The organism is Micromonospora sp. NPDC005173, assembly GCF_040608515.1.
Taxonomy (GTDB): domain Bacteria; phylum Actinomycetota; class Actinomycetes; order Mycobacteriales; family Micromonosporaceae; genus Micromonospora.
The window spans coordinates 306,512-323,644 of sequence record NZ_JBEXIK010000003.1; the positions used below are offsets into that span (position 1 = coordinate 306,512).

The window sequence follows — 17,133 nt, forward strand, 5'->3', positions numbered from 1 at the left end:
GGCAGGTTAGCCCCCTGATAGTCAGGGGCCAAATGAAATAACCGCCGCAGTAGCCACGAACACGATCTGCAGGGCGGTGCGCGGGCCGAGCGGGGTGACCGGTCTCCCGGCCAGGGTCAGCCCTCGCCGGGCGGCCGAGACGTTGGCCGGGAACATCGCGAGCATGAGAAGGCCGAGCCCGGCCGCAGCCAGGCGGGCGGTCGCCGGCACCAGCAGGCCGACCGCGCCGACCAGTTCCAGTACGCCGGTCAGGGTGACCAGCAGGGCCGGCCTGGGCAGGGCGGGCGGGACCATCGCGATCAGGCCGGCGCGCCGCTGGCCGACGAAGTGCGCGACGCCGGTCAACACGAACATCACGGCCAGCCCGACCCGTAGTGCGGGGTGCCAGCCGTCCAGTGCGGTGATGCCGGCCAGGCCGGCCAGGCGGGCCAGTGCGGTGCCGACCACCAGGGCGATCAGGGGTGCCATCGAATCCTCCTCGGGAAAACTTGTCAGTGACAAGATTGCCTCCTGGGCGGGCATCTTGTCAATGACAAGATATGATTCGGGCATGACCGAGACGCGCGCGTACCACCACGGCGACCTGCGCCGTGCCCTGCTCGCCGCTGCGGTGGAGGCGATCGAGGAGGTCGGGCCGGCCGCGTTGAGCCTGCGCGACCTGGCCCGCAGGGCCGGCGTCTCGCACGCCGCGCCCGCGCACCACTTCGGCGACAAGGCGGGTCTGCTCACCGCGCTGGCAGCCCAGGGCTTCGACCTGTTGGCGCAGACGCTGATCAGGGCGGGTGACGACCTGTTGGCGGCCGGTGTCGCGTACGTCGACTTCGCCGTCCAACGCCGGGCGCACTTCGAGGTGATGTTCCGGCCCGAGCTCTACCGGGCCGACGACGCCGAGTTGGTCGCCGCGCAGGGGCAGGCCCGGGCCGCACTGCGGGCCGGGGTGGGCGCGCTGCCCGCCCGTGGCGCGCCCGCCGATGCCGACCGGGACTCGCTCGCGGCCTGGTCGATCGCGCACGGCTTCGCGACCCTCTGGCTGGCGGGCGCACTGCCGGACCGGGTCGGTGACGACCCGCGCGTGGCCGCCCGTGCCGTACTGCGCCGGCTCGTCAACTGACCAATGCGTGGCGGCCTGCGCCGACCCTCACCAGCTGGTGGGCAGCGGCATCCCCTCGGTGTAGCCGGCGGCGCTCTGTACGCCGACGACCGCCCGCTCGTGGAACTGCGTCAGGTCCCGCGCGCCGGCATAGGTGAAGGCACTGCGTACCCCGGCGATGATCTCGTCGATCAGGTCCTCGACGCCGGGCCTGGCCGGGTCCAGGTGCATACGGGCCGAGGAGATGCCCTCCTCGAACACCGCCTTGCGGGCCCGGTCGTACGGGCTGTCGTCGGCGGTACGGGCGCTGACCGCCCGCGCCGAGGCCATCCCGAAGCTCTCCTTGTACCGCCGGCCGTCCGCGTCCGTGTAGAGGTCACCGGGAGACTCGTAGGTGCCAGCGAACCAGGAACCGATCATGACGTTCGAGGCGCCGGCGGCGAGCGCGAGCGCCACGTCGCGCGGGTGCCGTACGCCACCGTCGGCCCAGACGTGCCGGCCGAGCTCCCGGGCCGCCGCCGAGCAGTCGAGCACGGCGGAGAACTGCGGCCGGCCCACCCCGGTCATCATCCGGGTGGTGCACATCGCCCCCGGGCCGACGCCGACCTTGATGATGTCGGCACCCGCCTCGACGAGGTCGCGTACCCCCTCGGCGGTGACCACGTTGCCGGCCGCCACCGGCACCCCCGGGTCCAGCTTGCGGACCGCCTGCAGGGCGGAGATCATCCGCGCCTGGTGGCCGTGCGCGGTGTCCACGACCAGCGTGTCCACCCCCGCCTCGAGCAGCGCGGCGGCCTTGCCGGTGACGTCCCCGTTGATCCCGATCGCGGCGGCGATCCGCAGCCGACCCCGGTCGTCCACCGCGGGTGTGTAGAGGGTGGCCCGCAGCGCGCCCTGCCGGGTCAGCACCCCGACCAGCCGGCCGTCGGCGTCCACCACGGGGGCGAGTCGGCGCCGACCCGCCGAGAGCAGGTCGAAGCCGGCACGCGGGTCCGCGTCCGCCGGAACGGTGTGCAGCTCGGTGGACATCACGTGCCGCAGTTGGGCGAACCGGTCCACGCCCAGGGTGTCCGCCTCGGTGACCACGCCCATCGGCCGGCCGGCCTCGTCGACCACGATCACCGCGCCGTGCGAGCGCTTCGGCAGCAGGTGGATGGCGTCGCCCACGGTCTCGGTCGGGCCCAGGGTGATCGGGGTGTCGTAGACCAGGTGCCGCTGCTTGACCCAGGCGACGACGTTCGCCACCACCTCGATCGGGATGTCCTGCGGGATCACCGCGATCGCGCCCCGCCGGGCCACCGTCTCGGCCATCCGCCGGCCGGCGACCGCGGTCATGTTGGACACCACCAGCGGGATGGTGGTGCCGGTGCCGTCGCCGGTGGACAGGTCGACATCGAGCCGGGAAGCCAGGTCGGAGCGGGCCGGCGCCATGAAGACGTCGGTGTAGGTCAGGTCGTGCGCGGGGACCGCGCCGTGAAGAAACCGCACCCGGCCATCATTCCTGCCTGCGGCCACCCGTGCCCCCGTCGGTGCCGCAAACCACCCCCGCAACGCCTCGCCTGCGGACAAAGCGTGCGGAAGGGGTACCCGTCAGGCGATGGTGCAGATGGCGGCACCGGCGGTGATCACGGCACCGACCTCGGCGGTGAGCCCGCTGACCGTGCCCGCCTTGTGGGCGTGCAGCGGCTGCTCCATCTTCATCGCCTCCAGGACCACCACCAGGTCGCCCTCGGCCACGTTGTCGCCGTCCGCCACCGCGATCTTGACGATGGTGCCCTGCATCGGTGAGGTGAGCGCGTCGCCGCCGACCGGGGCGCCGGCCTTCGCTCCGCCGCCGCGCCGGGTCGGCTTGCGCGCGGCTGGCGCGGTGGTGGTCGTACCCCCGCCGAAGCCGGCGGGGAGGCTGACCTCCAGCCGCTTGCCACCCACCTCGACCACCACGGTCTCGCGTTCGGCCGGCGCCTCGGCGGCGCTGGCGGCCGCGGCGAACGGCGGCACGGTGTTGTGGAACTCGGTCTCGATCCACCGGGTGTGCACGGTGAACGGCTCGGCGGTGAAAGCCTCGTCCCGCACGACCAGCCGGTGGAACGGCAGCGCGGTGGCCATCCCGTCGATCACCATCTCGTCCAGCGCGCGCCGGGCCCGCTCCAGCGCCTCGGTCCGCGTCTCACCGGTGATGATCACCTTGGCCAGCAGCGAGTCGAAGTTGCCGCCGATCACGTCTCCGGCCGAGATGCCGGTGTCCACCCGTACGCCGGGGCCGGTGGGCAGCCGCAACGCGGTGACCGTGCCCGGGGCGGGCAGGAAGTTGCGGCCCGGGTCCTCGCCGTTGATCCGGAACTCGATGGAGTGCCCACGCGGCGTCGGGTCCTCGGTGATCCGCAGCTTCTCGCCGTCGGCGATCCGGAACTGCTCGCGGACCAGGTCGATGCCGGCGGTCTCCTCGGTGACCGGGTGCTCGACCTGGAGCCGGGTGTTGACCTCCAGGAAGGAGATGGTGCCGTCGGCGCCGACCAGGTACTCCACCGTGCCGGCGCCGTGGTAGCCGGCCTCGCGGCAGATCGCCTTGGCGCTGTCGTGGATCTGCGCGCGCTGAGCGTCGGTGAGGAACGGCGCGGGCGCCTCCTCGACGAGCTTCTGGTGCCGCCGCTGCAACGAGCAGTCCCGGGTGCCCACCACGATCACGTTGCCGTGCTGGTCGGCGAGGACCTGCGCCTCGACGTGCCGCGGCTGGTCCAGGTAGCGCTCGACGAAGCACTCGCCCCGGCCGAACGCCGCGACCGCCTCCCGGGTGGCCGACTCGAACAGCTGGGGGATCTCCTCCATGGTCCGGGCCACCTTGAGGCCGCGCCCGCCGCCACCGAAGGCGGCCTTGATGGCGACCGGCAGGCCGTGGTCGACGGCGAACGCCATCACCTCGTCCGGGTTGGCCACCGGGTCGGGGGTGCCGGGGACCAGCGGTGCGCCGGCACGCTGGGCGATGTGCCGGGCGGTGACCTTGTCGCCCAGGTCGCGGATGGCCTGCGGGGTGGGGCCGATCCAGGTCAGCCCGGCGTCGATGACCGCCTGGGCGAAGTCGGCGTTCTCGGACAGGAAGCCGTAGCCGGGGTGCACGGCGTCGGCGTCGGCCCGGGCGGCCACGTCGAGCAGCTTGTCGATGCGCAGGTACGTCTCGGTCGCGCTGTCCCCGCCGAGCGCGTACGCCTCGTCTGCGAGAGTGGCGTGCAGGGCGTCGCGGTCGGAGTCCGCGTAGACCGCGACACTGCCCAGGCCGGCATCGCGGCAGGCGCGGATCACCCGGACGGCGATCTCGCCGCGATTGGCGATGAGTACCTTGCGCACCTTCGTGGCTCCTCCCGGCAGGTTACTGACCGGGAGTGTATCGGCCACCCTGGTGGCCCTAACGATCGCTCAGTGTGGGATGCCGCACTGTCCCTGCCGCCTCTAGTCAAACTTGGCTAATACGCTTGTGTGGTGTCTGCGACTCGGATGATGATCCTCGGGCTGGTGCGGTGGATGCAGCCCGTGCACGGCTACGACGTGCGCCGCGAGCTGCTGAGCTGGAGCGCCGACAAGTGGGCCAACGTGCAGCCCGGGTCGATCTACCACGCGCTGCGCAAACTCACCGAGGAGGGACTGCTCCGCGCCGTCGCCACCGAGCAGGTCGGTGCCCGTCCGGCACGCACCACGTACGAGGTGACCGCCAAGGGGGAGGACGAGTTCGAGACGTTGCTGCGCAACCTCTGGTGGAACTTCAACGAGCCGACGGACCCGTTCACGGCGGCGTTCTCGTTCCTGCCCGCGATGCCGCGGTCCGAGGCGGCGGCGGCCCTGCGCAACCGGGCCAACCTGCTGCGTGCGGGCATCGAGTCGATGCGCGCCTCGTTGGAGTCGGACTGGGTGCGCAACACCAAACCGGTGCACGTCGGTTGGATGTTCGAGCTCTGGTCGGCGCGGGCGGAGGCGGAGATGAGCTGGTGCGAGCGGATCGCGGAACGGATCGACTCCGGAGTGTCGTACCTGCCTGCTGAGCTGACGAACGCCGAAGGTTGGCCGCAGTGGACGGACGGCGGAGAGCCGGCCGCTCCCGACACGAAATAATCAACGTTGACCACAAAAGCTATATCGCGTTAGCCTGCTGACGGCACAGCGGGGAGTGCGCCGTCCGGCGTCGTCCCCCTTGACGGCCGGCCCGGCCGGCCCGGACGACCAGGAGCAGAGATGATCGAGACCAGGGGGCTGCGGAAGTCGTTCCGCTCCCGCGCGGGTCGAGAGACGAAAACGGTGGACGCCGTGCGGGGCGTCAACCTTGAGGTCGCCGAGGGCGAGATCTTCGGCTTCCTCGGCCCGAACGGCGCCGGCAAGACCACCACGTTGCGGATGCTCGCCACACTGATCGAGCCGGATGGCGGCGATGCCACCATCGCCGGCGCCGACCTGCGCAAGGACCCGGCCGAGGTGCGCCGTCGGATCGGCTATGTCCCGCAGGGCGGCAGCACCTGGGACGAGTCGACCGCGCGCGAGGAGCTGGTGCTGCACGCCCGGATGTACGGCATCCGCAAGGCCGACGCGCAGCAGCGCGCCGCCCGCGCCCTGGACGCCTTCCAGCTCACGGAGTACGCCGACCGCAAGTGCAAGACCTACTCCGGCGGCCAGCGCCGGCGGGTGGAGATTGCGCTCGGCATCATCCACGAGCCGAAGATCGTCTTCCTGGACGAGCCGACCACCGGCCTCGACCCGCAGAGCCGTGCCCACATGTGGGACGAGATCCGGCGGCTGCGCAGCGACGGGATGACCGTCTTCATCACCACGCACTACCTGGACGAGGCCGACGCGCTCTGCGACCGGATCGCGATCATGGACAACGGCGAGGTGGTGGCCGAAGGCACTCCGGCCGAGCTCAAGCGGGAGATCTCCGGCGACGTGGTGTTGGTCGGCCTCGACCTGGCCGCCACCCCGCAGGCCGCCCAGGTGCTCGACGGCGAGCCGTACGTCAACAAGCTGGAGACCGCCGACGAGGGCGGCCTGCGCCTCTACGTCGAAGAGGGCGCCGTCGCCATCCCGCAGGTCCTGCGCAGACTCGACCACGCCGGGCTGGACCTGCGCTCGATCGAGCTGCACCGGCCCAGCCTGGACGACGTCTTCCTGACCAAGACCGGCCGCTCGCTGCGCGAGTCCTGACCACCCGGAGACGACTCATGAAATTCGCCCGTGACACCTGGCTGATCTTCCAGCGGCAGACCCAGCTGCTGCTGCGCAACCCGGTCTGGGTCTTCGTCGGCGTCTTCCAGCCGGTGATGTACCTGCTGCTCTTCGCCCCGCTGCTCAAGCCGGCGCTGAACGCGCCCACCCAGGCTGCCGCCTACAAGATCTTCGTACCCGGTCTGCTCGTGCTGCTGGCCATCTTCGGCGGCCTGTTCCAGGGCTTCGGCCTGATCGCCGAGCTGCGCGCCGGGGTCATCGAACGATCCCGGGTCACCCCGATCAGCCGGCTCGCACTGCTGCTCGGCCGCTCGCTGCGCGACGTGGTCTCGCTCCTCGTGCAGGCGGTCATCATCACCCTGCTGGCGCTCCTGTTCGACCTGCGGGTGTTCATCGGGGACCTGCTGTTGGCGTACCTGATGCTCGCCCTGATCGCGTTGATGACCTCGGCCGTCTCGTACGGCGTCGCGCTCAAGGTCAAGAGCGAGGACGCGCTGGCCCCGCTGATGAACACGGTGGCTCAGCCGGTGCTGCTGCTCTCCGGCATCCTGCTGCCGCTCACCTTCGCGCCCGGCTGGTTGCAGGGCATCGCCGACTGGAACCCGTTCTCCTGGGCGGTCGACGGCACCCGGGCGCTGTTCGCCGGCGACCTGGGCAGCGACAAGGTCTGGCAGGGCCTGACCATCACCACGGTGCTCGCCGCGGCGGGGGTCGTCTGGGCCGCCCGACAGTTTGCCCGCAGCGTGCGCTGACGCGACCCAGTTCCTGGATATCGGGGTGTCCTTCGCACGTGGACACCCCGATATCCGCGTTCAGCGGTTGCCGCCGTTCAGCGCACCCGGGCGAGCGTCAGGCCGTCCGCGACCGGCAGCATCACCGGGTCCACCCGCACGTCGGCCAGCACCTCGTCGTTGAAGGCGGCGATGGCCCGGTCGGCTTCGTTCTGCGGCGCGATCACCCGGCCGCCGCGCAGCACGTTGTCGACGGCGATCACCCCACCCGGACGCATCCGGGGCACCAACTCCGCCCAGTAGACCGGGTAACCGGTCTTGTCCGCGTCGATGAACGCGAAGTCCAGGTACCGCTCGTGCGGTAGCTCCCGGAGCCTGTCCCCGGCCGGGCCGATACGCAGGTCGATCTGGTCCTGCACGCCGGCCCGAGCCCAGTAGCGCCGGGCGATGCCGGTGAACTCCTCGGAGATGTCGAAGCAGGTCAGCCGCCCGTCCTCGGGCAGTCCTCGGGCGATCGCCAGCGCCGAGAGCCCGGTGAACGTGCCGACCTCGACCGCCTGCCGCGCGTCGAGCAGCCGGGTGAGGAAGGTCAGGAACGCGGCCTGTTCCGGGGCCACCTGCATAGTGGCGTGCTCCGGGAGCACCGACCGGGTCTCCTCGGCCAGGTCCCGGATGATCTCGTCGGGCGGAGAGCCGTGCGCGACCAGGTACGCGTGCAGCTCGTCGGTGAGCGGGATCGACTTGGTGGTCATGACCGGACGTTACCGAGTGGCTCGATCGTCTGGCCTCCGGGCGCGACCTTCGTCCACAGATCGGTGATCCGCAGGCCCAACTCGGCGAGGAGGCGGCGCAGCAACGGCATCGAGAGCCCGACCACCGTCCCCGGGTCACCCTCGATCCGCTCCACGAACGGCCCGCCCAACCCGTCGATCGTGAACGCGCCCGCCACGGCCAGCGGCTCGCCGCTGGCCACGTACGCGGCGATCTCGTCGTCGCTGATGTCGGCGAAGTGGACGGTGGTCGAGGCGACCGCCTCCGCGCGACGCCCGGCGGCAACGTCGATCAGGCAGTGCCCACTGTGCAGAACGCCGCTGCGTCCCCGCATCCGCTGCCACCGCCGGGTGGCGTCCGCCGGGTCGGCGGGCTTGCCGAGGATCTCCCCGTCGAACGCGAGCACCGAGTCACAGCCGATCACCAACGTCCGCTGGTCGGTGGCCGGGCTCAGCCGGGTCAGCACCGCCTGCGCCTTGAGCCGAGCCAGCTCCAGGCACAGCTCTTCGGCTCGTTCGGTCACCACCAGGGATTCGTCCACCCCACTGACCAGCACGTCCGGCTCGATGCCAGCGGCTTGGAGAGACTTGCGACGGGCAGGGCTCGCCGAGGCGAGCACGAGGCGGAGCGGCAGAGATACAGACACCCGACCGACGTTACCGGCCCACCGCCCCCACGACCCGCGCACCACGACCACCCAGCCGCCCCAGCTCGCGCGCCGAACGCCTTGATCCACTCCATATCGCCGACATCGCGCTATCCCATCTCGCGGACGCCCCCAGGTCGCCGACCTTGAGTCGATCACCGTGCCGGCGACCCGTCAGCGACTGATTCGGGGTGGCGGGTCGTCGCCTCGCCGCCTCCACCGCACCACCAACGCCCATCCGACACCGGCAGCCACGATCACCCCTAGGGTGGCCAGGCCGCGTACCGTCGCGCCGCCGTCGTCGCCCGGCTGAGCGCCGGCCGCCGTAGTCGGACCACCACCGGCCGGCGCGCTCGCCGACTCAAACCCCAACGGGGGTACGTCTGCCGTCAGCGCCGCCACGAGGTCGATCACGCCATAGCCGTACTCGTCGTCGCGCCCGGGCGGCCCCTTGTCGACGGCCGTGGCCGTGAGCCGGTGCGCCACCTCCTGCGCCGGCAGGTACGGGTACTTGGAACGGATCAGCGCCGCCGCCCCCGCCACGATCGCGGTCGCACTAGAGGTGCCGGTTCCCTTCGAGTACTTGCCGTCGTAGCTGGTGCTGTAGATGTCGACCGCCGGTGCGACCACGTCGATCTGCGGCCCAGTCACCGAGACGGCCGCGTGCTGTCCAGCACGGTCGACACCGCCCACGGCAATTACACCTTCTTCTGTAGCCGGATACCGCACATCGGTGTCGGGCGGCCAATTACCCGCAGCCGCTATCACGAGAATGTTGGCCTCTTTGGCGGCCCTCAGTGCTTGCTGAAGGCGCACACTGGCTCCGGCGACGGCTGAGATGCTTATTACGTCGGCGCCCCTTTCGATGGCAAACTCGATACCGGAGGCCAGGGCGTCGGGGTCGCCCTTGCCGTCAAGTGGGGTGTCAAGGATTGGAAGGATCTGTGCCTTAGGTGCAATGCCAAGGGCACCTTGATCGTTGGCTCTTCCATGTGCAGCTATTAGGCCCGCCATCGATGTCCCATGGCTGTCTCGATCTTGGCGACCGTCGCCGCTACCCCCAGGGATTACGTCGGTGCCGCTTAGGAGGTTCTCACGTAGGTCAGGATGAGGGTCGACTCCTGTGTCCGGCACAGCGACGACCACCCCTGACCCTTGGCTCAACAAGTGCGCCTGCGTGATACGCAGGAACGGCAAGTGCCACTGATCGCCGCGTATAAGGTCTGGATCTTGTTGTGCTGTGAATGGACCTACGGGCAGTAGTATTGCGGCCAGGGCCAGTTTAGGAATGCTGGCCCGTAGCGGTCTAGTCACCTGTTGAAGCCGATAACTGGCCCAGGGTCGATTGGGTCATCCCTGTCCGGTGGGCGGACTACCGGCGGAACGCCTTTTTCTGTCTCCCAGGGGTGGTCCGGATCCCATTGGCGGGGCTTATCTTCGGCCTCGAGCCCAACTCCCGAACGACCTGCGTTCCCATGCAGCCCCGGGGCCCCGCCGATCGGAAGGCTGCTCGGGCTCCCATTGAAGCTGCGGCCCCCACCCGGACGGGTGCCTGCCGAACCAGTTGGTGCAGTCCCGGCACCGCCACCGCCAATGACGCCGCCGATCGGGTTGACCCTTCTAGGGGAACCAGAGTTGTTGACCGCCTGGCCCGGGCTCAGGCCTGGGACTCCCCCGATCAAGCCTCCAGTTGTAGGGGTTGAGCGAGCGGGCGACCCAGGATGCGCCGCTTTTCCATCGGAACCTCCACTGACCGCCCTTCCGGTTACCCCATGCTGGGTCGTCCGGGGGTTCGGCAACGGCGGCGAAGCCGCAGAAGCAGGAGGCAGCGTTGGCGTTAGCCCATGCCCCGGCCCAATAGTGGCTGGTGGACCAACCGTTCCCGCTGTCTGAATGCTGGGCGGCGTTGTGATGGGAGGCGCGTTGAGTCCAGCGGCAGCCCCGCCGAGCACTGGGCCTATCGCTGGCGCCGCTGGCGCCGGAATCGGCCGTGCGGCGGTCGCGCTAGGCGCGTGGATGGTCGTGGGAATAGTCAGTGGAACCGGCGTGATCGGCGGAATAGCGGGCGGGGCATGCCCGCCGTACACGTCGGGGTCGTCTGGCTGCCTCGCGCTCTTCGGTGCTGCGGGTGGTTTTTGGAGGGTGGCTTGGGCTTGTTGGAGTTCGCCGCTGAGGTTGAACATCATGGCGCGCGCCTGCACGTTCAGCCGTTCCAACTCGACGTCGGTCACCGGTGATGCCGTGACCCGGCTGCCCATGATCGCCTTCGGGTCGGCGGCCGTCGCCTCGTACGCCTGCTTCTGCTGGAGCTTGGTCGCGTACTCCTCGTAAACCTTGCGGAGTTCGGCGCGGGTGGTGCCGATGGCCTGGGTGGCGGCGGAGAGCGCGGTGTAGTTGGCGGCGGCGGCGTCGTGGGTGTGCCGCACCTTGTCGATCAGTTCGTCGAGCTGGGCGAGGTACGTGACGGAGGCGGCGCTGGTTTCCGGCGGCCATGCCTCGGCCAGCCCGCGCCGGTAGTCCTGGAGTCGGCCGAGGTGGATCTGTGCCAGGTCGCAGACCTTGCGCCATCCGGCGACCTGCTTCCAGTGGTTGGCGGTGTCGTGGTCCTGTAGGCACGCCCACATGCTGTTGACGTCCATCAGCTGCCAGTCGGTGAGGCCGGAGGTGCGGCCGCTGCCCCGTTCGATCACGGTAGGACCACCGGCCTCTCGCTGTCCGGGCTGGTCGGGTCGGTCAGCATCGGCGTCGGGCCACCAGGCAGGACGGTGCCCGGGTCGGTGAGGGCCCGCTGGACGTCCACCACACGGGCGGCGGAGAAGACGTCGGCGTCGGCGTACTGGGTGGCGACCCGGTCGGCGACGGCGGCGAGGTGGCCGGTGGCACCTCGGACCGCGTACACCATGTCGGTGGTGGCCTGCTGTGTCTCGTGATGGGCGTGCAGGAAGGTGACCAGCTCGATGAAGGCGTCGCAGGGGTTGGGCACCTTCGCGGACATGTCGTCGGCGATGTACGACAGGTGTGGCGCGTAGTTGCTCTCGACCTCGGCGGCGAGCCGGTCGGCGAACTCCCGGAGCTGACGGATGTCGGCCTCGATGCCGCCGTAGTTGCGCAGCCAGGGCGTGGGGCGGTCTTCTTCGGGGATCATTGATCCTCCCTACCCGTTACTGCACCGTTTCCCTGAGTGAGATTAACGGCTGGGAGCGACGCTGACAGCCCCCGTACGGCGGGTCGGGTCAGCGGGGCAGGCCGGCGGAGCGCCACCCGCCCGGACCGGCCGCGAGCGCCGTGCCGGCCGGTCGACCGCTGCGGGCCCAGACGGAGGGGTTCACTCGCGCGGGGGCGGCGGCCGGGCGGGATCGGACGACGATCGCACCGACCAGGGCGGCCAGCTCCTCGGCGGTGGGCACGCCGCGGACGACCCGGAACAGGGGCTCTTCGGCAGACATGCCGCCAGGGTACGCGGCGCGAAGTTTGTGGGGAACGCAGAGTGGCGTGCCGGCGGTGTGAGGGTCGGGCCCTCCGGGTACCGTCTCACCGATGTCGAACGCGGTTCCCCAACTTGTCGCTGACCGATACCGGCTTCTGTCGCCGCTCGGCCAGGGCGGCATGGGTCGGGTGTGGAAAGCGCGCGACGAGGTGCTGCACCGGGACGTCGCCATCAAGGAGTTGGTGCCGCCTCCCGGCCTCACCGACGAGGAGCGCCGCGAGATGCGGGAGCGCTCGCTGCGGGAGGCTCGGGCCATCGCCCGGCTCAACCACGTCAATGTCGTCCGCATCTTCGACGTCCTCCGCACTGACGGCGACCCGTGGATCGTCATGGAGTACGTGGCGTCGAGGTCGTTGCAGGACACTCTCGCCGAGGACGGGCCGGTGTCGCCGGCCCGCGCGGTCGAGATCGGGCTCGGCGTGCTGGGCGCCCTCAACGCCGCGCACAAGGCCGGCGTCATGCACCGCGACGTCAAGCCCGGCAACGTTCTGCTCGGCGACGACGGCCGGGTGGTGTTGACCGATTTTGGACTCGCCACCATTCCGGGCGACCCGAACGTCACCCGCACCGGCATGGTGCTCGGTTCGCCCGCGTACATCTCGCCGGAGCGGGCCCGGGACGGCACCGCCGGGCCGGAGGCCGACCTGTGGTCGTTGGGCGCGACGCTCTACGCCGCGGTGGAGGGCAAGTCGCCGTACGCCCGGCCGTCGGCGATCGGCACGCTGGCCGCGTTGGCCACCGAGCCGATGCCGCCGCCGAAGAACGCCGGCCCTCTCAAGGCCGTGCTCAACGGGCTGCTGCGCAAGGACCCGAACGAGCGGATCAACGCTGAGGTGGCTGAGCGGCTGCTGCGCCGCGCCGGGGGCAAGCGGGCACGCAGCATCTCGCTGCTGGATGGCGTACGCCGGCCGGGGCCGAACGGTCCGCGCGAGCCGCGCCCGCCACACGTGCCGGTCCCGCGACCCGCCGAGAATCGCGCCGACCAGCCGGTGTCGCCACCTGCGCCGCGTACCCCGCCACCTGCCGCCGTTGCCGCGACCCCCGCTGTCGACGCCACGCGGACTGCCGTCGTGCCCTCCGGGGCGGACGCTGACCCGACCGAGACGGTGCCGGCGGACGACCCGACCGCCGTGGTCGACCGCCCGGCGACCTCCGACGCCGAGCCCACCGCGAGCGTCGCGGTTCCGGGCGACACACCCGCCGACGGTACGAGGGCGGCCGACGACGACGAGCCGACCGTGGTCGACGGTCCGCCGGTGGCGCCGGAGCAGCGCAGGCCGACCACCCCGACGGCGGTCATGGCGGCTGCGGTCGACCCGGTCGGGCGCGCGGCGGTGCTGCCGTCCGACGGTACGAAGCCGAACAACACCCGACGCAATCTGCTGATCGGGGCCGTGGTGGCCGTGCTGCTCATCGGCCTCGCGGTGATCGTGCCGCTGCTCGGCAACGAGGACGAGACCCCGGAGGCCGGCCCGACCGGGGCGGCCGGGACCTCGGCGCCGCAGGCCTCCGCGCCGTCGGTGCCCCCGCCCACCAGTGGCGCTCCCAGCCCGACGCCGTCGGCCACTCCTTCAGCCGACCCGAACGCGCTGCCGCCAGGCTGGAAGCTGCACAAGGACACGGCCGGGTTCGCCCTGCCGCTGCCCGACGGCTGGGTGCGCCGGCAGGTCGACGGCAGCACGATTGTCTTCGACCAGTCCAACGGGCCGGGCGAGCTGCTCGTGCAGTGGACCAGCAGGCCGGCACCGGACGCGGTCAGTGACTGGCGGGACAAGGAGCCGGACCGCAGGAAGTTCGTCAACAACTACCAGTACATCGACATCAAGCGGTGCGACTTCTGGAAGACCTGCGCGGACTGGGAGTGGCTGGAGACCCGCGACGGGACCCGGATCCACGTCCGTAACCGGGGCTTCGTGACGGCCACCAACCGCGGGTACGCCATCCGGTGGGAGGTCGCCGACAAGGACTGGCAGGCCAACCTGCCGAACTTCGAGCGGATCGCCACCGGGTTCGTGCCCGACCGCAAGGACTGAGCCGCGGGATTCGCGCCGGTACGGAACTGATTCGCATGACCTTCCGTCGTCTGGGGTATCTGACCATCGACGACGGAAGGAGGTACGACATGGGTTACCGACGGAGGGATGCCCGGCCCCGGCTGGCACTGTGGATGCTCGTCGCACTCGGCGACGCGGTCCTGCTGCTGGTCAGCGTGGGGATCTCGGCGCTCATCGCACTGCTCAGCGTCGTGGCCGTTGCCGTCTGCGGCGTGGGTGCCTGGCGGCTGAGCCGGAGATCGACCCTGGCGCGCGAGGACGCTCCCGTGGTGGTTCCGGCGATGAGCCGGCGGCGGGCCTGACCCGTACCGGCCCAGTGGCGGCAGCCGGACCGATTGTCGACCGTGAGGTGACAGCCGATCCCGCTGCCGCCAACTGCCTCCCCAGGCGGATCGGGCGGAGCGGCGCGGATCAGGCCGTGTTGTTGGCCAGCGCGATCAGCCGGGTGCGGTCGCCGTTCCAGTAGTTGCGGTCCACGTTGCCGCTGATCCCGGAGACGGCGCCGGTGCTGGTGTACTGCCAGAAGCTCCACACCGGCGCACCAGCCGGCAGGGCGCCCGGCGTGCTCGCCCAGCGGGCCAGCCAGAGCGGGTGGTTCGCCCACGGGCCGGTCCAACTGCCGGTGCACTGGTTCCAGAAGCTGGCCGTGGTGTAGATGACCGCGTAGCGGCCGGTGCGGGAGCGGTAGGTGTTCAGGAAGTCCTGCACCCAGTTGCGCATCCCGGTGGTGCTGAGCCCGTAGCAGTAGCCGCCGGCGTACGGGTTGGCTTCCAGGTCCAGCGCGGCGGGGAGCGTCCGGCTGTCGGCCGACCAGGCGCCGCCGTTGGAGGCCAGGTAGTTGGCCTGGGTCGAGCCGGCGGAGATGTTCGGCCGGGCAAAGTGGTACGCCCCGCGGATCACCCCGGCGTTGTACGCATTGACGTAGTTCGCGTTGAAGCGCGGGTCCTTGTAGCTGGTGCCCTCGGTCGCCTTGATGAACGCGAACTGGATGCCGGAGTTGCGGACGCTGGTCCAGTTGATGGAGCCCTGGTAGTTGGACACGTCGATGCCCGGCGTGGTGGCTGCCGCCGCCGGGCCAGCGGTCGCGACCAGGGCCGCCGCCGCGGTGGCGAGCACGGTGAGGCCGGCCGCGAGCACGCGGCGCAGCGATGATCTGGTACGGGCCATGGCTGCCTCCAATGACGTCGGTCTATTGACGTCCATCTTTGGAGATAACTGCCCCAGATCACAAGAGTGGCTAAGAAAAGCTTCATCAACGGGCGTAAGTCGTCCCGGTGACCGGAGCGGAACGATCAGCGCAGGGCCCGGGGCACTGAACGGCACCGGTAGGCTCGCGCCCCATGATGTCGATCGACGGGCTGGGCGACCTGTGGGACACGCTGTTCGGCGCGCAGCCGGACCCGCCCCCGCTGCTGGTGCTGATCACCGCGGTCGTCGCGCTGGTGGTGGTCTCCACCCGGCTGCCGTGGCGGATCGCCCGTAACGCGATCACCATCGCGCACGAGGGCGGGCATGCGCTGGTCGCCCTGCTCACCGGTCGCAAGCTGCGGGGCATCCGGCTGCACTCGGACACCTCCGGCCTGACGCTCTCCGCCGGCCGGCCCAGCGGGCCGGGCATGATCCTCACCCTGCTGGCCGGCTACGTCGCCCCGCCGTTGGTCGGGTTGGCCGGTGCCTGGCTGCTCGGCGGCAACCGGATCACCCTGCTGCTCTGGGTCGCGGTGGTGCTGTTGCTCGCCATGCTGGTCATGATCCGCAACGCCTTCGGCGTGGTGTCGCTGCTGATCACCGGTGCGCTGGTGCTCGCCGTCTCGTGGTACGCCACCCCGCAGGTGCAGGCCGCGTTCGCGTACACCGGGGTGTGGTTCCTGCTGCTTGGCGGGGTGCGGCCGGTGGTGGAGCTGCAACGGATGCGCTCGCGTGGCCGGATGCCCGCCTCCGACGCCGACCAGCTCGCCGGGCTCACCCCGTTCCCGGCGTTCTTCTGGGTGACCTTCTTCGCGCTGGTCAACCTGGTAGCGCTCGTCGCCGGCGCGCTACTGCTCGCCGGCCCGATCCTCACCGACGCCGGCCTGACCGGCTGACCGCCAGGGCGCCGCACGGGAGCGAGCACCGGGACCACTTCGCTGGGCGGGCAGAATGAGGCCATGCGATACGTGATCATCGGGGCGGGCGCGGTCGGCGGGACCATCGGCGTACGGCTGTCCCAGGCCGGCCGGGACGTGACCCTGGTGGCCCGGGGAGCGCACCTGGACGCGATTCGCGCGCGGGGCCTGACCCTGCGCCAGCCCGACGGCGAGGTCACCGCCCGGCTCGCCGCCGTGGACGGACCAGGTGACCAGCCGCTGCCGGCCGACACGGTGCTGATCCTCACCGTCAAGTCGCAGGACACCGCTGGCGCGCTGGCGGCCTGGGTCGACGCGCCGGTGGCCGGCGGCGGCACGGCGGGCGAGCGGCTGCCGCTGGTCACCGCGCAGAACGGGGTCGCGAACGAGCGGGCCGCGCTGCGGCTCTTCGCCGACGTGCACCCGGTCTGCGTCTGGCTGCCGGCCACCCACCTGGATCCGGGCGTGGTGGTGGCGAACGGCTACCCGCACCCCGGGATGCTGCACGTCGGGCGGTACCCGACCGGTGCCGACGACACCGATCGGGCGATAGCTGCAGACCTGAGCGCGGCCGGGTTCATGGCCCCGGTCCGCCCGGATGTGCTGCGCTGGAAGTACGGCAAGCTGCTCAACAACCTCGGCAACGGCCTGCAGGCGCTGCTCGGTCGGGACATCCCGGAGGCGCTGTCCGAGCGGGTACGCGCCGAGGGCCTCGCCGCGTTCGCCGCCGCGAGCATCGCGCACACCTCGCCAGAGGAGGAGAAGGCCGAACGCGGCGACCTGGTCCAGCAGCGCCCAGTGGCCGGTGCGGAGCGCTCCGGCGGCTCCACCTGGCAGAGCCTCGCCCGAGGCGCCGGCTCCACCGAGGTCGACCACCTCAACGGGGAGATCGCGCTGCTGGGCCGGCTGCACGGCGTACCGACGCCGGCCAACGTGGCCGTGCAGCGCGCGGTGCGCCGAGCGGTCCGGGAGCGGATCGCGGCCGGTGCGTTCCCGCTCGCCGAGCTGGAGAAGATGATCGCCTGATCGGGGCAACCGACGACCCTG

Annotated in this window: 18 protein-coding genes; 8 read left to right on the top strand and 10 right to left on the bottom strand. The window is 71.0% G+C overall.

All coding sequences use genetic code 11. The features are described from left to right. Positions 1 to 21: 21 nt before the first annotated feature. Positions 22 to 468 carry a DoxX family membrane protein gene (locus ABZV00_RS06730; RefSeq protein WP_355602454.1) on the bottom strand — a complete coding sequence of 149 codons (447 nt, stop codon included), beginning with the start codon at positions 466 to 468 and terminating at the stop codon, positions 22 to 24. Between the two features lie 82 nt (positions 469 to 550). On the opposite strand from ABZV00_RS06730, the gene ABZV00_RS06735 reads away from it, so the two are divergent. Beyond that, positions 551 to 1,111 (top strand): TetR/AcrR family transcriptional regulator, encoded by a 561-nt coding sequence (locus ABZV00_RS06735; RefSeq protein ID WP_355602456.1) that lies wholly within the window; start codon positions 551 to 553, stop codon positions 1,109 to 1,111. Positions 1,112 to 1,138: 27 nt separating this feature from the next. On the opposite strand, the gene ABZV00_RS06740 is transcribed toward ABZV00_RS06735, so the two are convergent. Together ABZV00_RS06740 and ABZV00_RS06745 are read right to left on the bottom strand one after the other, a co-directional pair. After that, a complete protein-coding gene (locus tag ABZV00_RS06740) occupies positions 1,139 to 2,578 on the bottom strand; it encodes a GuaB1 family IMP dehydrogenase-related protein (RefSeq protein WP_355602458.1) in 1,440 nt (479 codons plus the stop codon). A 102-nt stretch (positions 2,579 to 2,680) separates the two neighbouring features. Continuing rightward, positions 2,681 to 4,432 carry a biotin carboxylase N-terminal domain-containing protein gene (locus tag ABZV00_RS06745; protein WP_355602460.1) on the bottom strand — a complete coding sequence of 584 codons (1,752 nt, stop codon included), beginning with the start codon at positions 4,430 to 4,432 and terminating at the stop codon, positions 2,681 to 2,683. Positions 4,433 to 4,579: 147 nt separating this feature from the next. Between ABZV00_RS06745 and ABZV00_RS06750 the strand changes: the two genes are divergently transcribed. From ABZV00_RS06750 to ABZV00_RS06760, 3 genes are all read left to right on the top strand, one after another. After that, on the top strand, positions 4,580 to 5,191 hold the full coding sequence (locus ABZV00_RS06750; protein WP_328426303.1) for a PadR family transcriptional regulator: 612 nt from the start codon (positions 4,580 to 4,582) through the stop codon (positions 5,189 to 5,191). A gap of 120 nt (positions 5,192 to 5,311) precedes the next feature. Next, the gene (locus ABZV00_RS06755; protein WP_328423465.1) at positions 5,312 to 6,271 is read left to right on the top strand and encodes an ATP-binding cassette domain-containing protein; all 960 of its coding nucleotides are present in this window, start codon (positions 5,312 to 5,314) and stop codon (positions 6,269 to 6,271) included. Between the two features lie 17 nt (positions 6,272 to 6,288). Continuing rightward, positions 6,289 to 7,044: an ABC transporter permease gene (locus ABZV00_RS06760; RefSeq protein WP_355602462.1), complete on the top strand. Its 756-nt coding sequence runs from the start codon at positions 6,289 to 6,291 to the stop codon at positions 7,042 to 7,044. Between the two features lie 77 nt (positions 7,045 to 7,121). Here ABZV00_RS06760 and ABZV00_RS06765 read toward each other — a convergent pair whose 3' ends face one another. From ABZV00_RS06765 to ABZV00_RS06790, 6 genes are all read right to left on the bottom strand, one after another. Next, positions 7,122 to 7,775, bottom strand: a complete 654-nt coding sequence (locus ABZV00_RS06765) for an O-methyltransferase (RefSeq protein WP_355602464.1) — start codon at positions 7,773 to 7,775, stop codon at positions 7,122 to 7,124. Beyond that, complete coding sequence (locus ABZV00_RS06770) at positions 7,772 to 8,440, bottom strand: Maf family protein (protein WP_355602466.1); 669 nt, start codon at positions 8,438 to 8,440, stop codon at positions 7,772 to 7,774. The genes ABZV00_RS06765 and ABZV00_RS06770 overlap by 4 nt, the downstream gene beginning before the upstream one ends. 174 nt (positions 8,441 to 8,614) lie before the next feature. Next, positions 8,615 to 9,730 (bottom strand): type VII secretion-associated serine protease mycosin, encoded by a 1,116-nt coding sequence (mycP, locus tag ABZV00_RS06775; RefSeq protein ID WP_355602610.1) that lies wholly within the window; start codon positions 9,728 to 9,730, stop codon positions 8,615 to 8,617. Positions 9,731 to 9,750: 20 nt separating this feature from the next. Further along, complete coding sequence (locus tag ABZV00_RS06780; RefSeq protein WP_355602468.1) at positions 9,751 to 11,130, bottom strand: hypothetical protein; 1,380 nt, start codon at positions 11,128 to 11,130, stop codon at positions 9,751 to 9,753. Then, positions 11,127 to 11,585: a hypothetical protein gene (locus ABZV00_RS06785; protein WP_355602470.1), complete on the bottom strand. Its 459-nt coding sequence runs from the start codon at positions 11,583 to 11,585 to the stop codon at positions 11,127 to 11,129. Before ABZV00_RS06785 ends, ABZV00_RS06780 begins: the two co-directional genes overlap by 4 nt. A gap of 88 nt (positions 11,586 to 11,673) precedes the next feature. Beyond that, a complete protein-coding gene (locus tag ABZV00_RS06790; protein ID WP_355602472.1) occupies positions 11,674 to 11,886 on the bottom strand; it encodes an acyl-CoA carboxylase subunit epsilon in 213 nt (70 codons plus the stop codon). Positions 11,887 to 11,977: 91 nt separating this feature from the next. Between ABZV00_RS06790 and ABZV00_RS06795 the strand changes: the two genes are divergently transcribed. Beyond that, the gene (locus tag ABZV00_RS06795) at positions 11,978 to 13,960 is read left to right on the top strand and encodes a protein kinase (protein ID WP_355602474.1); all 1,983 of its coding nucleotides are present in this window, start codon (positions 11,978 to 11,980) and stop codon (positions 13,958 to 13,960) included. Positions 13,961 to 14,049: 89 nt separating this feature from the next. Further along, positions 14,050 to 14,283, top strand: coding sequence for a hypothetical protein (locus ABZV00_RS06800; RefSeq protein WP_328423481.1), 234 nt, complete (start codon positions 14,050 to 14,052; stop codon positions 14,281 to 14,283). A 109-nt stretch (positions 14,284 to 14,392) separates the two neighbouring features. On the opposite strand, the gene ABZV00_RS06805 is transcribed toward ABZV00_RS06800, so the two are convergent. Then, a complete protein-coding gene (locus ABZV00_RS06805; protein WP_328423483.1) occupies positions 14,393 to 15,148 on the bottom strand; it encodes a GH25 family lysozyme in 756 nt (251 codons plus the stop codon). 173 nt (positions 15,149 to 15,321) lie between these two features. Here ABZV00_RS06805 and ABZV00_RS06810 point away from each other — a divergent pair, with 173 nt between their 5' ends. Continuing rightward, entirely contained in the window at positions 15,322 to 16,065 is a 744-nt protein-coding gene (locus tag ABZV00_RS06810) for a M50 family metallopeptidase (protein WP_355602476.1), read from the top strand. 63 nt (positions 16,066 to 16,128) lie between these two features. After that, on the top strand, positions 16,129 to 17,112 hold the full coding sequence (locus ABZV00_RS06815) for a 2-dehydropantoate 2-reductase N-terminal domain-containing protein (RefSeq protein WP_355602478.1): 984 nt from the start codon (positions 16,129 to 16,131) through the stop codon (positions 17,110 to 17,112). The last annotated feature ends 21 nt before the right edge of the window (positions 17,113 to 17,133 follow it).